The sequence below is a fragment of the Terriglobales bacterium genome (genome assembly GCA_035487355.1).
GTDB lineage: Bacteria > Acidobacteriota > Terriglobia > Terriglobales > Acidobacteriaceae > QIAW01.
This window is the reverse complement of the sequence record DATHMF010000017.1, coordinates 14,333-29,937: the sequence shown is the minus strand read 5'-3', so window position 1 is coordinate 29,937 and position 15,605 is coordinate 14,333. Positions and strand designations below refer to the sequence as shown.

The following is a 15,605-nucleotide window of genomic DNA, read 5'->3' as shown; positions in this document are numbered from 1 at the left end:
TGTCGTTCATTGGCCAAAGATGCCGCTCGCACCCTGGAGGACCAATGTGGTCGCGCCCTTGAATGGAACATTGAGTTTGCGCGCGGGCGCGTCGTAAGTGTAGTCGAAGCCTTCATGCAGCACAGCACCATTTTTGGTCACACCCTTCAGATTGCGGCAATACACCTCGAGCGCGTCAGCGCCCAAGTCAGCAAAGTTTCAGTCGCCGCCCATAGGGCAGAACCGGGGAACACAAAGAAAGCTCCTATCAGCAGGATCAACCCCAAGTATTTAAAACGATTGGTCATGCGATACTCCTTTTCGTTCATATTGATTTTTTTGGGTATTTGCCAACATTAACTACTGCTCACGCAAGCACGGACTTGTCAAATTGGACATTCTAAACGTTTCGTTTAGCAATCTTGAAGTTAGTGAGAACGTGCATCTGCTGGTCCAATTTTCACCCCAATCATCGCATTGCACCTGCTATATTGCTTGCTTGCCTTTATGAGGTATACGGAAATTGCGGCGGCGAAGCCACGCTCTCAACGGAGTACGCTGCAGCAGGAATTAAATCCGAAGATCAAATGAATCCGCAAAGGGAGAACCTGGGATGAACCGTCAGTGCAGAAGACTCATGCAAGCGGCCGCCGTCGCGGCAATGATTTTGGCGGCTAGCTTGCAGAGCTCGGCGCAGAAGGAATTCAAGAATTGGCCGGCTGGAACTTCGCCGCAAGAGGTCGGCAAACGCGTGGCCGAACGCTTTGTCGCCAGTCCGCACGGGAACTTCGGCAGGAGTGCGCCGCCGGCCCATATCATTTATCCGGAGGTTTGCGCGTGGTACGGATCACTGACCTTTGCACAATTGAGTGGCGACAAAGACCTCACCGCCCGGCTCATCAAGCGTTTCGACCCATTATTCGCTGAGGAATCCAACCTGGTCCCGGTTCCCGACCATGTTGACTCCACGGTTTTCGGCACGGTTCCGCTGGAGCTTTACATTGAAACCAGGCAGCAGAAGTATCTCGATTTAGGCAAGGGCCTCGCCGACAAACAATGGGTTGACCCAACGCCAGATGGATTGACCAGGCAGACCCGCTATTGGATTGATGACATGTTCATGATTACCGCGGTGCAGGTGCAGGCTTATCGCGCAACCGGAGACGCCAAATATATTGACCGCGCGGCGCTGGAGATGTCCTCCTACCTGGACAAGCTGCAGCAACCCAACGGATTGTTTTATCATGCGCCCGACGTTCCTTTCTTCTGGGGACGTGGCAACGGATGGGTGGCTGTGGGCATGGCCGAGTTGTTGCGGTCGCTTCCCAAAAACCATCCTAAGCGTGCGCGAATCCTGCAGGGCTACCAAAAGATGATGAAGTCATTGCTCGAATACCAGAGTAAGGACGGTATGTGGCGTCAATTGATTGATCACCCCGAGGCCTGGCCTGAGACATCATCCACGGGTATGTTCACCTTCGCCATGATCACAGGCGTCAAGAATGGCTGGCTGGATAAGAAGATTTACGCGCCCGCAGCACGCAAAGGCTGGCTCGGGCTGGTGGGTTACATCAACAAAGATGGCGACGTCACCAATGTATGTGAAGGCACCAACAAAAAGAATGATCTGCAGTACTACCTCGACCGCGCACGCAACACCGGCGATTTGCATGGCCAGGCGCCGATTTTGTGGTGCGCTTCAGCCCTGCTGCGGTAAGGCTCTTATTTATTCCATTTCGGGAAAAACTACCCGATTTTTCCCGAAATGGAATAATGGCCTGTTTTATTACTACAGTAATCTGTCAGCTTTCAGAGTAGCAGGGATACAATCTGAGGCTGAATGGATTCACCCGTAACCAGTTCAACCCCTGAACCAAGCGAACCTACAAGCCCGGCTGCTCCGGCGATTACTACCAATGCAGTGCTCAAGACCATGCTGCAGGTTTCCAGCCAGGTCAGCGACCTGATCTTCTCGCCGGGGCGGCCACCGCAAGTGGAGCTGCGCGGGCAACTGGTCCCGGTAAAGATTGCGGAGTTGCCAATGCTGAGCCCGGAAGACACTCAGCGCATTGCTGGTGACTTAATCAACGGCAACAAGCAGGCCATCACCGCATTGCGCGACCAGGGCTCCTGCGACACCTCGTACAGCCTTGCGGGAGAGGGGCGATTCCGGGTCAACATATTCAAGCAGCGCGGCAGCTATGCCATTGTGATGCGGGTGATCCCAAGAAATGTCCCGACCTTTGCCGACCTGAAGCTGCCCGAGCAACTTGGAGAAATCGCCAGCTTGAAGAACGGCATTGTTCTGGTTACAGGGCCCACGGGTTCGGGGAAATCTTCGACTATGGCCGCCATCGTGGACCGGATCAACGAGACCCACGGATACCACATCATCACGATTGAAGACCCGGTGGAGTTTATCCACCGGCACAAGCGCTCTACGATTCATCAGCGGGAGCTGCACAGCGATACCCCCAGCTTCTCGCTGGCGCTGCGAGCGGCACTGCGCCAGGCGCCCAAGGTAATCCTGGTAGGCGAGATGCGCGACAAAGAGACCATCGAGATTGCCATGGAAGCGGCGGAGACCGGGCACCTTGTGCTTTCCACGCTGCACACGACGGATGCCTCAAAAACTGTGGAGCGCATTGTTGGGGTCTTCCCTTTGCCGGAGCAGCACATCATTCGCAACCGCTTATCGAAGAGTTTTCGCTGGATCATCTCCCAGCGCCTTATCCCACGCAAAGATGGCTCAGGCCGTGTGGCGGCGTTCGAGATGTTGAAATCTACCCTGCGCACACGCGAGTACATGGAAAAAGGCGAGGGCGAAGGCAAGAGCCTGATTGACGCCATGGTGGATGGCAACCTGGACGGCATGCAATGCTTCGACCAGATGATCGAAGAGATGATTCGCAAAGGAATCGTGGAGTTCGACACTGGCCTCGCTTATGCGACGAATCCGGGGAATTTACGTTTACAGCTTAGTGACCACGAACAAGAGCCTGAAACCCTTGCCCCCAAAGAAACGCTTGCGCCGAAAGCTGCTCCGCCGCCGAAAGTCGCCCCCAAAGTAGAAACACACCATCCCACCGAGCCCGAGTTGATTATCGAACGGTAGGATTATCGAACGGTAGGATTATCGAACGGTAGGATTATCGAACGGTAGAAAAGCAGTTCTCAGTTCTCGGTTCTCAGAAAAACTCGCAGCGGATGAACGCAGATTTGCGCGGATCTATTTCTAGTCTGTCATCCTGAGCCTGCAGGGCGAAGGACCCCGATTCTAGTCTGTCATCCTGAGCCCGGAGGGCGAAGGACCCCGAGGATGCATACCGTCCCATGCCGCTTCAGGGAATTCTCTCGATTCACTCCTGCCCTTTCATCTCTCGCCTCCCACAGGCGGCCAAGCCTGTGTGAGATTGAACCATAGAGTCATTGGTTCTTGAAACTTGAAACTCGAAACCTGAAACTATTTCTAACTCTGTCATCCTGAGCGGAGCCGCGCTTCGCGGCGAAGTCGAAGGACCCCGAGGATGTATATCGTCCCATGCCGCTACAGGGAATTCTCTCATTCACTCCTGCCTTTCATCTCTCGCTTGGGAGAAAACACCGGAAATAGATGAGAGAAAATCGTAAATCGCAATTCGTAAATCGAAAATCCCAGAATGTCAATACTTTGGTCCCAGAATGATACCACTACGGCACCATGTTGTTCATTCCACCCCAATCCAGGCCATCATAGTCTCAGGCATCCAAAGGAGATGCCCGAGAATGAATATCAAAGAATTGTTCAGCAACAAACCCCGCTGCCAGCACATCAGCCAAGACGGCAGCGGCTGTAGAGCCGATCCCCAGACCGGCAAACCCTATTGCTTTTTCCACGACCCCGGCCAGAAAGAAAAACAAGCCCAGGCCCGTAAGCAAGGTGGAGAGACCCGCAGCCGTCCGCCTGAGACCATCCTGCCGCCCGGTTTCGAACGTCGGCCCCTGAAAGATCTCTCCCATATCCACGAGTTTCTGGAAGACATCGCCAACTACATCTGCCGTGGTGAAATGGACCTGCGCACCGGACGCACCCTCACCTACGTCGCCAACAGTGTCCTCGCTGTCCTGAAAGAAAAAGCGCGCGAGCAGCGCCAGGAAGAAGGCCGCGCCGCCAAAAAAACCGGTCCTGACCAAGTAAAGTTCTTCTTTACCCCGATTCCTCGCCCGGAACGGCGCGCTGATGACCATAACAAAGACCAGGACCAGAACCAGAACAACGCCAAGCCGCAGCCAACCATTCTGGGCCAGAGCACCGTGGCCGCCTCCGCCGTGCCCGGCAAGCGAAACCAACCAGAAGAGAAACACCCAGCCCGGCCTGATCAAGCCCGGCAGACCAGCCCCGGCACTGACTCTGCCGCGAGCCCAAACGCCGCACCACCAAATCAACCAGCACCCCTGTCTCAGCGACGAATCCTGCACGGGAGTTCACCCTTTCCCCCGGTCGTCGTTCCCAACAAGCCCGCGCCACCCCCGCAGCCGTCCCGCTATCCCCAGTACGGCCCGGATGACATCCGTAAGATTTGAGGAAAACAGAAAGGAATGACGCCCCATTAGATCTTTGAAAATTCATAAGAGCAGTATCCCGTCGCTAGGGCGATTTGCCTATATACGCCTCTGCGTCCCTCCGCGTCCTCTGCGGTGAACTCTTGTTTTTGGCTAAAAGCTAAGAGCTAAGAGCCAAAGGCTAAGGGCTTCTTTTCCGCAACCCAAGCCAGCAAGGGGGGTACCCCCAAAAAGCCGATCCGTGCAAATCCGCGTTATCCGCGGTGAGCTTTTCTGACAACCAAGAACTGGGAACTGCTTTTCTACCGTTACTTTTCTTTGCGTTTCTTAACATAAGAAGCCTCCGCAGGAACGTCTATCTGTGTAGTAACATCGAAAGTAAATGATGCCAACGAACGGCGGGGCCGCCCTGCGTACTGAACGGGTGACGCGGCAATACCAGATGGGGTCTGCGCTTATCCGCGCGGTGGACGAGGTGTCGTTGCAGGTGGGCGCGGCCGAGTTCGTGGCGCTGCTGGGAAGCTCAGGCTCGGGGAAATCCACGCTTTTAAACCTCATGGCCGGGCTGGACCGCCCTACTTCAGGCGCTATCTTTGCGCATGATCGCAACCTTTCTGAATTGAATCCAATAGAATTGGCGCGCTATCGCAGCCGCACTGTGGGCATGGTTTTCCAGGCCTTTAACCTGCTTCCCCGAATGACGCTCGAAGAAAACGTTGAGCTGCCGCTGCGCCTTGCCGAGGTGGAGCGCGGCGAGCGCGCTGGACGAGTGCGCGAGGCGCTGGAGCGCGTACGCCTGGAAAAGCGGCTTAGCCACAGGCCGAGCGAACTCTCGGGCGGTGAGCAGCAGCGGGCAGCGCTGGCGCGGGCGCTGGTGAACCGGCCGGCGATCCTGCTGGCAGACGAGCCCACCGGAAACCTGGATAGTGCAACCGGAATTGAGATCATGAACCTGTTACGGGAGATCAACCAGTCAGGGGTGACGATTGTGATGGTCACGCACGAGAGGCCGTTGGCGGAGAAGTTTTCGCATCGCATTGTGGAGTTGGCGGACGGAAAACTGATTAGTAGCGGGGTCAAGGCATGAAGGCGGGCGACCTGACGGAATTGGCGGTGCGTAATCTGCGCGAATCCCTGCTGCGGAATTCGCTGACAACGCTGGGCGTGGCCGTAGGTGTGGCTTCGCTGGTGGCCATGCTTTCCCTGGGCGTGGGACTGCAACAGCTTGCCAACCGGCGGCTGGCCCACTCGGGATTGTTTGACACGGTATTCGTAATGTCGCGGGCAAACATGAACTTCCGTGGGTTTAGCAGGCGAGAGAGAACGGATGCGGCGGCGTCCAACAGCGCGCAGCCCAATGCAACACCTTCCTCTAGTACATCGAATGCTTCATCATCCAATACTTCGCCAGATGTGACGCCGAGTGCGGTGAATGGACCACGCGAGTTCCGGCGCCTCGATGAAGGTGCCCGCCAGGAGATTGAGCACCTGCCCAGTGTGATAGAGGTTTATCCACAAGTGCGCTTCCCTACGGAGGTGCGCTACAACGGCAGTCCGTATGCAACCATGGTGGCGGGGGTACCGGACTCTTCACGCGGAAACGGTTCTTTTGATGGCATGCAAGGCTCGTTTTTTTCCAGCCCTTCGGCAGATGAGGCCATCTTGCAGATTGAGTTCGCGAAAGAACTCTCTGACCAGCCTTCTTCGCTCATCGGTAAAGAGCTGGTAGTGCGTTATGCCGAACGCCAGGCGCTGGCCGCACAACCGGGCGGCGATCCTGCAGGCAGCGGTGAAGGCAGCGACCCCTCCGGCAACCCGGGCATTTCAGTTGTGCCGAAAGAAAAAACATTGCGCATCGTCGGCATCATAGATACTGAAGCGGCTGCAGGGCCTGGCGGCATGGGCAGTGGGCGCGTGCTGATTCCACAAAAGCTGGGAGAGGCGCTAAGGGCAACGCAGGGCAACGACCTGCAGAATATTTTGCGCGGTTCAGGGAGCAAGCCGGCTTACAGCAACCTGACGGTGCGGACCGAGGGCCCGGGACAGGTGGAGGCAGTCGAGGCCGCGATCAAGAAGATGGGGTTTGGCGCCTTTTCCTTGCAGGACGCCACCCGCGACTTGCGCCTGTTCTTTGCTGTGTTCGACCTGCTGCTGGGGATCTTTGGCAGCCTGGCGCTGGCAGTGGCTATGCTCGGCATCATTAATACGCTGGTGATGGCCATTCTGGAGCGGCGGCGCGAGATCGGGATTCTTAAAGCGCTGGGCGCGGCTGACCGCGACGTGAAACAACTCTTCTTCGTCGAAGCCGGAGTAATGGGATTGTTCGGCGGGACGCTGGGCGTGGGCCTGGGCTGGTTGATCGGGCGGATCATCACCGTGACCGCCAACATTTATCTACGGCGGCAGGACCTGCCCCCCACCAACGTCTTCGCCGTGCCCTGGTGGCTGGTGCTGGGAGCGATTGCCTTCGCCGTCATTGTCAGCCTGGGTGCGGGACTTTATCCGGCGGCGCGGGCTGCGAAGCTTAATCCGGTGGAAGCGCTAAGGTATGAGTAGCAGTCGCCGGTGGCCAGTCCACGGCGCGCCGGGACAGGTCGCCAGTTGCCGGTTCGTTCATAAGTTGGCTGCGCTCCGCTGCTGCGCCCTCGTTGCCTGTCTTTTCATAACCCTCTCTGCACATGCCAGTGGACGCGCGGAGTGCCACGCGATACAGAGCCAGATCATGCACCAGCAGGTGGCATACTGCGTCTTTCTGCCGCCCAGCTATGACAAAGATAAGACACGCCGCTATCCGGTGCTCTACTTCCTGCACGGCCTGGGCTCCGACGAACAGATGTTGCTGGATTCAGGGGCGTGGAATTTGACGGAAGACCTGTGGGAGCAGGGCAAGATGGGCGACTACCTCATCGTGACGCCCGCCGGAGACACCAGCTTCTTTATCAACTCGCACGATGGCCGCCGCCGCTATGAAGATTTTTTTGTGCAGGAGTTTCTGCCCTACATTGAAAATCATTACCGGGTTCGGGCGGGACGCGCAACGCGCGGCATCAGTGGGATTTCCATGGGCGGTTATGGGGCGTTGCATCTGGCCTTTCGGCATCCCGAGCTGTTTGGCTCGGTCAGCGCGCATAGCGCTGCCTTGATTGAGAAGCTGCCGGCGGTCAGCTCCGCCGGCGTGCAACAAAATGGCGTGCTGCGGATTCTGGGCAGGGTATTCGGCTCGCCTCCCGATCGAGTTTTCTGGGATCACAATAGCCCGCTCACGCTGGCCCACACCAGCCGCCTCACAGGGCTGCACATCTACTTCGACTGCGGCTCAGAAGACGACTACGGCTTTGAGGCCGGCTCAGAGGCACTGCATAAGATATTGGTTACGCGTGGCGTTCCCCACGAGTTCCACATCTATCCGGGTGGCCACGACTGGAGCTACTTTGCCGAGCACCTGCCGGCGTCGCTGCAGTTCCATTCCAAGGTTTTTTCAGCCGCAGACAAACGGTAATGGGAATCAGAAAACCTTTAACCGCAGAGGCCTCTGAGGAACGCAGAGGCAGCTTTCGGGTCAGTCCCATTTATGCAGTTTTCCTCGTTGTTGCACCACGAATGAAGCACCTGCGCTCGTCATCCGTTTTAACCAAACATTAATAAATATAAAAAGCGCACGATAGTAGCTGTACCTCCGTGACCTACTGTGCAGGTGAATGTAGTACTAATATCGCCTGCGTCGCAGCAGTGGGACATCAACCAAATTATTAACTTCCTTTGTAAGGACGCTCCCCCAAGCGTGCCTCTCAGGAGCAGCCAGAGAGAGAGGAATAGAAAATGTGGAAACAGACGAATTCGCCCGACACGGCTAGCGTGCCACCGCCCCCCTCCAAACCAACAATGTCGAATGGCCCCACCACAATGAGTGAACCTGTACCGACCCGCACAACGCTCGCAAGCACAACTTCGACTGACCAGGCCGCCATCATCGGCAAATCTCTCGTCATTAAGGGCGAGATCACCGGCTCCGAATCGCTTCACATTGAAGGCAAGGTCGAAGGCTCGATCAACCTTCCGGGAACCCGCGTGACCGTGGGCCGCAACGGGCAGGTCTCGGCCGATATCACGGCGCGTGAAATCATTGTGCAAGGCAAGATTCTTGGAAACGTGAATGCCAGCGATCGGCTGGATGTCCGCAGTGAGGGAGCGCTTACCGGAGACGTAATAGCACAACGCATCAGTGTGGAAGACGGCGCCTTCTTCAAGGGTAAGATTGATGTCCGCAGAGCGGGCCAATCCGGGGAAAAGATCAACTCCGGCTCGGAAAGCAAAGAAGTAGCCGAGCAGCCGATGAAAATTGCTTAAAAAGCAGTTGCAAGTTTTGAGTTTCCAGTTTCAAGCAAATCTGATCCCCCAGGCCGCTGGCGTCTGGGGGAACCCTCTGCACCTACCGCGAACGAACACGGGATAAATGTTGAGAAAAAGTAGTTTTGTTTTCCAGTAGTAGCCACCCCGTTTTAGAATCCTTATATTCGTATACTGCTAAAGCAAAAAGGAGTTTTCATTTTGAGAGGTTTGCGGGCAGACGTGTTCGGCCTGATCGGCGTGCTTATGGTTGGAGTAATCCCAGTTTCTGCACAGCTGCAGTTGCACTTCCAAACGGTGAGTCGTGAAGTGGTAGAAGAACGGTTGAAGAGCTACAAGGGCAACGACAGCCGACGAGAGGCTACGCTGAAGCGATTTTTCCAGGAAGCGGGCTGCACTGGAGACAAACTCACGGAGCAACCAGTGCAAGGGCTTCAGCAGCCGAACATTATCTGCGAATTGCCGGGAAGCACTGACTCGATCATTGTGGTGGCAGCGCACTTCGATCATGTGGACCGAGGCGATGGCGTAGTAGACAACTGGAGTGGCGCCTCCATGCTGCCCAGCCTTTACCAGGCGCTCAAAGATGAGCCGCGAAGGTACACCTTTCTTTTCATCTCATTCGCAGGAGAAGAAATGGGGCTGGTAGGCTCGAAGTTTTACGTGAGCAGCCTCACGCCGGAGCAAGTAAGCAAGATCAAACTCATGGTCTGCATGGACACGCTGGCATTGGGCCCCACCGAGGTGTGGGTGAGCCATTCGGACCCTGAGCTTATCCGCAAGCTAGTGAGAATCGCACATGCATTGAAGTCACCACTGACGCGAATGGACGTGGAAAAGATAGGAGAATCGGATGAAGAGTCGTTCAGACAACGCGAGGTCCCGACGATCACGCTCCACTCGCTGACGCAAGCCACACTTTCAGTCTTGCACAGCCCTAAGGACAACTACAGCGAGGTCCACTTCAACGACTATTTCCAGAGTTACCGCCTGGTGAGCGCTTACTTGGCGTTTCTGGACCAAGATGTACTCGCAACAGCTCCAAGTAAGGACAGCACACCCCAGAAACACTGAGATCTCTCTAGAGAACACACGATGATGCGACCTTTTTTAATTTCTTGTGCCATTCTGAAATTTTCCCAATTTGAAAAACCCCAAGAGAGCGCCTACATTGACGAGCCACATATTATCTCGTTCAGCTTGTAACTCATTGATTTACATGGGTCGAACACATAGATGCACACCGGCGAGAAGCTGGAAGAAGCTATTTATCTCTGTACAAGCGTCCGCAACTGAAACGCTCTCCCCTTCAATACTCGAGTACACGCCTGAAAATAGTATTGCGTTAGAAAAGACTAATGCTACGCTAGGCAACAGGCTCATCCCCCCTTCAAGCATCACAAGCACTTGTAAAAAACATTTGCGACCTCCAGGAGGAGTACCCTAACCATGGCCACGGCAAATCCCGGCGTTGGATCTGCATTTTCTTTGAAAGCGAAATATTCACGCCTTATCAACATCAGTTTTGCATTTTTAGCCGTAAGCATGATTTTGCTCTCGGTTGCGCTGGGTTGGTGGAAGAACCTGTTTTCCGCCAACTTTTTGCCGCACGTTTACTGTTATCTGCGAAATCCCAGGCTAGTGGGGCTTCACCTGGTTTCCGATGTGCTGATCTGGGTTTCCTATGTTGCGATCTCGGTCACCTTGATCTATCTGGAAAGAAGGCTGCGCCGCGAGATGGGCATCCTTCCCTTTCGCTGGGTCTATCTGGCCTTTGGTACTTTTATCGTTGCCTGCGGATTCACTCATTTCATGGAAGTGGTTGTTCTTTGGACGCCAGTTTATTGGCTGTCCGGCGCGGTGAAGGTGGTCACGGCAGCAGCCTCGGTAGGAACTGCGCTGGCCCTTCCCCACCTTATTCCGCAGGTGGTCTTGCTGGTGCAAAATGCGAAATTGTCAGAGCAAAGGAAAGAAGACCTCATCCAAACCAACCAACAGTTGAAGTTGCGGCAGAGAGAAGCAGAACACGCAAATCAACTGAAGAGCCAGTTTCTGGCCAACATGAGCCACGAATTGCGCACTCCGCTGACGGCCATTATTGGATTTTCGGATCTGCTTGCCGAAGACAGCAGCGGTATCCTCACCCCAAAACACAAACGCTTTTCGGAAAACATACGCCAGAGCGGACGGCATCTGCTGGAACTTATCAACGGTGTTCTCGACATGTCGAAGATCGATGCCGGACGCATGGAGCTACGTCAGGAAAACTGTGTGCTGCAGACAGCACTTTCTGAGGTCCTGGTGAATCTCTCGGCATTGGCAATGGTAAAAAATATTCAGATCGAGCACGACGTGCCTGAAAACTTGCAGGTCTATGCCGACCGGGTCCGCCTGCGGCAAATCTTGTACAACCTGCTGAGCAATGCGATCAAGTTCACTCCCGAGGGCGGCTGGGTAGGAGTGGAAGTTGTACAGGGCGAAGAGTTTGCGACCATCTTAGTCACGGACACAGGCGTGGGCATCAGTCCAGAAGACCAGCGGGTGATCTTTGAGGAATTCCGCCAGGTTGGGACAACAACCCAGGGAACAAGAGAAGGCACAGGACTGGGACTTTCCATCACCAAAAGGCTGGTCGAACTGCACGGCGGAAAAATCCGGGTGGAGAGCGGGCTTCAGCCAGGAAGCCGGTTCAGCTTTACCATACCGGCAGAAAAGCCCGCGCTTGCGCCGGGCCCGGCCGCGGCTTCCAACAAACATCAATTCACCTGTGGCATTCTTCCCCGCCGTGAGAAACCCCTGGTCCTGGTAGTGGATGATGATCATGCCGCCTGCGACTTCATGGTCCGCGCCCTGGAGGAAGAAGATTACATAACCGTGGTGGCACACTCTGGGGCAGAGGCCGTGGAGAAAGCGCGAATCTTGATGCCCGATGCGATTACTCTCGACATCCTGATGCCTGGAGGCAATGGCCTGGAAGCGCTGGTAGAACTGAAGAAAAAACCGGAAACCAGGCACATCCCGATTGTGCTGGTCTCGGTGCTGGAGCATCAGAAATTGGGATTTGCCCTCGGAGCGGCAGACTATTTGCTTAAGCCTCTTGAAAAATCCCGGCTGGTGGAATCGTTGCGCGCAATCACGCCGCCCAGCACGGAAGAAAGAACCGGCTGGGTCCTGGTCGTGGATGATGATTTGCCAACACTCGATTTCGTGAAAGAAACCCTCATCACAGAAGGTTATAAGACAAAAACCGCGCAAACCAGCGAAGAGGCAATGCAACTGCTTTCCACAATCAATGTTGGCGCCCTTATTATTAACCTGCTGACAAAACAGATGGAAGGGTTTGATATACTGCAGCGCATAAGAAGTGACCCGAAGTGGGGCGGCATTCCCATATTCATCCTCACAGGCCAGAAACTTTCAAAGAACGATCTCGGCGTGTTAACGCGGGAAATAAGCACTTTGCTTCCCCGGCAGGGCTCCTGGAAAAACGATCTGCTGTCACAACTGCAGCATAGCGTGCTGCTGAATTAGAAAACGGAGCGTGATGGAGACCATTCTACTTGTGGAAGACCACAACCTGATCCGTGAACTTGTGCAGGAGATGCTGGAACTCGCAGGATACAAGGTCATCGCGGCCCGCGACCACAATGATGCGTTTCAGAAGATTGAAGAAACCACTCCGAACTTGATACTGCTGGATATCCAATTGCCTGGGCTCGACGGATACGCAGTGCTGCGCCATCTGCGCGCGGACGGGCGCTTCAACAAAATTCCCGTGCTCGCATTGACCGCCTACGCCATGGAGAGTGACCGCCAAAAAGGTCTTGAGGCCGGCTTCGACGGTTACTTGACGAAGCCCATTGAACGCGTTTCGCTTCTGGAAAGTATCCAGACTCTATTGGTGAAACAACGTTCGTCTTCGATGAACAAATCGCTGCAAAACCCGCAGACGGCCACGCGGGCGACCTCCATAAACCCGCCATCGTAAGCACCAGATGCAAGCTTCAAACTGCAAGCCCCAAACCCGGGCACTCGTCCGCGGGAAATCCGTTTCAACAGTTAAACCACATGAGACATCTGGAGCGGGCCGGAATATAACTATTAGAGCGATTCCACAATTACTGTATCCATTTCCGTGAATTACTGTATCCATCACCGTGGAAGAGCACGGCTTCAGCAGTGCGTTAAGGGATCACAAAGAACACGGGGCTTAGCTTCGGCGTCACGCGCATACACCAATTTGGGAATTGCTTCACCTGATACGGAGAGATGAATGTTGCGAAAATTCGCTTCAGTTTTTCTTTTGTGCATTGCACTACCTTTTTCTGCAGCACCCAACGACAAAACCAGTGCTCCAGAAACCCGCAACATTTCGCCTTCCAACCCTTCAATGATTTTGTGGTACCGCCAACCGGCCACAAAGTGGGTGGAAGCGTTGCCTATCGGCAACGGACGCCTGGGCGGCATGGTCTTTGGGAAGGTTGACACGGAACATATCCAACTCAACGAAGACACAGTCTGGGCGGGAGAGAAACGCGACCGCAATAATCCCGAGGCATTAAGGAATTTGCCCGAAGTGCGGCGCCTGCTCTTTGCCGGCAAGCCACTCGAGGCCCAGGCCCTGGCGGAAAATACCATGATGGGAATTCCCAAGCGGCAACCGCCGTATCAGCCGCTGGGAGATCTCTGGATTAAGTTTGCTGCCACTGCCAGCGATGTCAGCGATTATCGGCGTGAGCTTGATCTCGACAGCGGCATAGCCCGCGTCAGCTACAGCACAGGCGGCGCTCATTGCACGCGTGAGATTTTTTCGTCTGCCGTAGATCAAGTGCTGGTCGTTCACCAGACGTGCGATAAGCCGGGCATGGTTTCGTTTTCCGCCACCTTGAACCGCGAGCAAGACAGCAAGACCGAAGCCGTTGCACCGGATCGCGTGGTCATGTCAGGTGAAGCCATTGCCCGCGACACCGAACGCCATGCCACGGAGAAAAAAGTAGGCGCAAAATTCTATTCGGTGCTGCGTGCTGTGCCGCAAGGCGGCAAGGTAAAGACTGAGGGCGACCAAGTTGAGGTAGACGGAGCCGATAGTGCGACACTTCTATTAATCGCGGCCACCGATCTGCGCGGCAAAGATCCTAAGGAAGCTTGCGAGCAATATCTGAAAGCCGCTGATAAGCCTTTTGATCAGCTCCGTTCGGCGCATGTCGCAGACCACGAGAAGTTCTTCCGGCGGGTCGAACTGGTGCTCGATAGTAAGGACGAAAAAGATAAAACCGATATCCCCACCGATGAGCGGCTCAAGCGCGTGCAGAGCGGCGAGACCGACGTTCAGCTCGAAGAGCAATACTTCCAATTTGGCCGCTACCTGCTCATGGCGAGCAGCCGGCCCGGAAGCATGGCGGCGAACCTGCAAGGCATCTGGAATGACAGCATGACGCCGCCCTGGGACAGCAAGTACACCATCAATATCAATATTGAGATGAACTACTGGCCCTCAGAGACCGGCAACCTTGCCGAGATGCACGAACCTTTATTCGACCTGATCGAGAACATGCAGCCCATGGGCCGGCAGACGGCAAAAGAGATGTACGGAGCGCGTGGCTTCGTGGCCCATCACAACACAGATGGCTGGGGACACACCGCGCCGGTGGATAGCGTTGGTCCGGGGATGTGGCCGATGGGAGCAGCCTGGCTGAGCCTGCATCTTTGGGAGCACTACGATTTTGGACGCGACCGTGAATTTTTGGCGCACCGGGCTTATCCCATCATGAAGGAGGCAGCGGAATTTCTGCTCGATTATCTGGTGGATGATGGCAAGGGCCACCTGGTTACCGGACCTTCCACTTCCCCGGAAAACACCTACCGCACCAGCGACGGCCAGCGCGCCCGCATGTGCATGGGACCGACGATGGACATGGAAATTACCTACGCGCTGTTCAGCCGCGTGATCGAGGCCAGCCAGTTGCTCCGGGTTGACGCCGATTTCAAGCAGAAACTCATGGATGCGCGGACGCGTTTGCTTCCTCTAAAAATTGGCAAGTATGGCCAACTGCAGGAATGGGCAGAGGATTATGACGAGGTTGAGCCCGGTCATCGGCATATCTCACATTTGTTTGCGTTGTATCCGGGGAACGAGATTACGTTGCGTGGAACTCCGGAGCTGGCGAAGGCAGCCCGGGTTTCACTCGAGCGCCGATTGCAAGACGGTGGCGGTCAGACCGGCTGGAGCCGCTCCTGGGTTTTGAACTGCTGGGCACGCTTCGAAGAAGCTGAGCTTGCGCATGACAGTCTGCTGGTGCTGCTGCGTCACTCGACGCTGCCCAACATGTTTGATAATCATCCCCCATTCCAGATTGACGGGAACTTTGGCGGGCCGGCGGGAATGATGGAAATGCTTTTACAAAGCCACGCCGGCGAGATCAGCTTCTTGCCCGCCCTGCCGCATGAGTGGGCCAATGGACACTTCATCGGCCTGCGCGCCCGTGGCGGGATAACCCTGGATGTTGCTTGGGAGAAAGGAAAAGCGACGCTGGCGGTGTTGCATGCAACAGCAGATGGCCAGCATAAGCTGCGCCCTCCCCGTGGCCAGAAGATTGCGTCCATTCGCAGCAACGGAAAATCAGTTCACTATGCAACCGCGAAGGATGGCGATATCTTGCTGGATGTTCAGGCGGGAAGAGACTACGTTGTTGTGTTTGGGAGCTGAAAGCAGATCATCCGTAGAGACGAGACGTAGC

The 15,605-nt window shown here is 55.4% G+C and carries 12 protein-coding genes; 11 read left to right on the top strand and 1 reads right to left on the bottom strand.

Annotated elements, in window-relative coordinates:
- Positions 1-6: 6 nt before the first annotated feature.
- Positions 7-186: a hypothetical protein gene (locus VK738_03090; GenBank protein ID HTD21609.1), complete on the bottom strand. Its 180-nt coding sequence runs from the start codon at positions 184-186 to the stop codon at positions 7-9.
- Between the two features lie 406 nt (positions 187-592).
- Between VK738_03090 and VK738_03085 the strand changes: the two genes are divergently transcribed.
- From VK738_03085 to VK738_03035, 11 genes are all read left to right on the top strand, one after another.
- Positions 593-1,696, top strand: a complete 1,104-nt coding sequence (locus tag VK738_03085; GenBank protein HTD21608.1) for a glycoside hydrolase family 88 protein — start codon at positions 593-595, stop codon at positions 1,694-1,696.
- 123 nt (positions 1,697-1,819) lie between these two features.
- Positions 1,820-3,094, top strand: coding sequence for a PilT/PilU family type 4a pilus ATPase (locus VK738_03080; GenBank protein ID HTD21607.1), 1,275 nt, complete (start codon positions 1,820-1,822; stop codon positions 3,092-3,094).
- Between the two features lie 650 nt (positions 3,095-3,744).
- Positions 3,745-4,542 carry a hypothetical protein gene (locus VK738_03075; GenBank protein ID HTD21606.1) on the top strand — a complete coding sequence of 266 codons (798 nt, stop codon included), beginning with the start codon at positions 3,745-3,747 and terminating at the stop codon, positions 4,540-4,542.
- A 361-nt stretch (positions 4,543-4,903) separates the two neighbouring features.
- Positions 4,904-5,608, top strand: a complete 705-nt coding sequence (locus VK738_03070) for an ABC transporter ATP-binding protein (protein ID HTD21605.1) — start codon at positions 4,904-4,906, stop codon at positions 5,606-5,608.
- Positions 5,605-7,077 (top strand): FtsX-like permease family protein, encoded by a 1,473-nt coding sequence (locus VK738_03065; GenBank protein ID HTD21604.1) that lies wholly within the window; start codon positions 5,605-5,607, stop codon positions 7,075-7,077. The genes VK738_03070 and VK738_03065 overlap by 4 nt, the downstream gene beginning before the upstream one ends.
- Positions 7,070-8,020 (top strand): alpha/beta hydrolase-fold protein, encoded by a 951-nt coding sequence (locus VK738_03060; protein ID HTD21603.1) that lies wholly within the window; start codon positions 7,070-7,072, stop codon positions 8,018-8,020. Before VK738_03065 ends, VK738_03060 begins: the two co-directional genes overlap by 8 nt.
- Positions 8,021-8,340: 320 nt before the next feature.
- The gene (locus VK738_03055; GenBank protein ID HTD21602.1) at positions 8,341-8,868 is read left to right on the top strand and encodes a polymer-forming cytoskeletal protein; all 528 of its coding nucleotides are present in this window, start codon (positions 8,341-8,343) and stop codon (positions 8,866-8,868) included.
- Between the two features lie 201 nt (positions 8,869-9,069).
- The gene (locus tag VK738_03050) at positions 9,070-9,942 is read left to right on the top strand and encodes a M28 family peptidase (protein ID HTD21601.1); all 873 of its coding nucleotides are present in this window, start codon (positions 9,070-9,072) and stop codon (positions 9,940-9,942) included.
- A 375-nt stretch (positions 9,943-10,317) separates the two neighbouring features.
- Positions 10,318-12,399, top strand: a complete 2,082-nt coding sequence (locus VK738_03045; GenBank protein ID HTD21600.1) for a response regulator — start codon at positions 10,318-10,320, stop codon at positions 12,397-12,399.
- Between the two features lie 13 nt (positions 12,400-12,412).
- Complete coding sequence (locus VK738_03040; protein HTD21599.1) at positions 12,413-12,856, top strand: response regulator; 444 nt, start codon at positions 12,413-12,415, stop codon at positions 12,854-12,856.
- 285 nt (positions 12,857-13,141) lie between these two features.
- The gene (locus tag VK738_03035) at positions 13,142-15,574 is read left to right on the top strand and encodes a glycoside hydrolase family 95 protein (GenBank protein ID HTD21598.1); all 2,433 of its coding nucleotides are present in this window, start codon (positions 13,142-13,144) and stop codon (positions 15,572-15,574) included.
- Positions 15,575-15,605 lie beyond the last annotated feature (31 nt).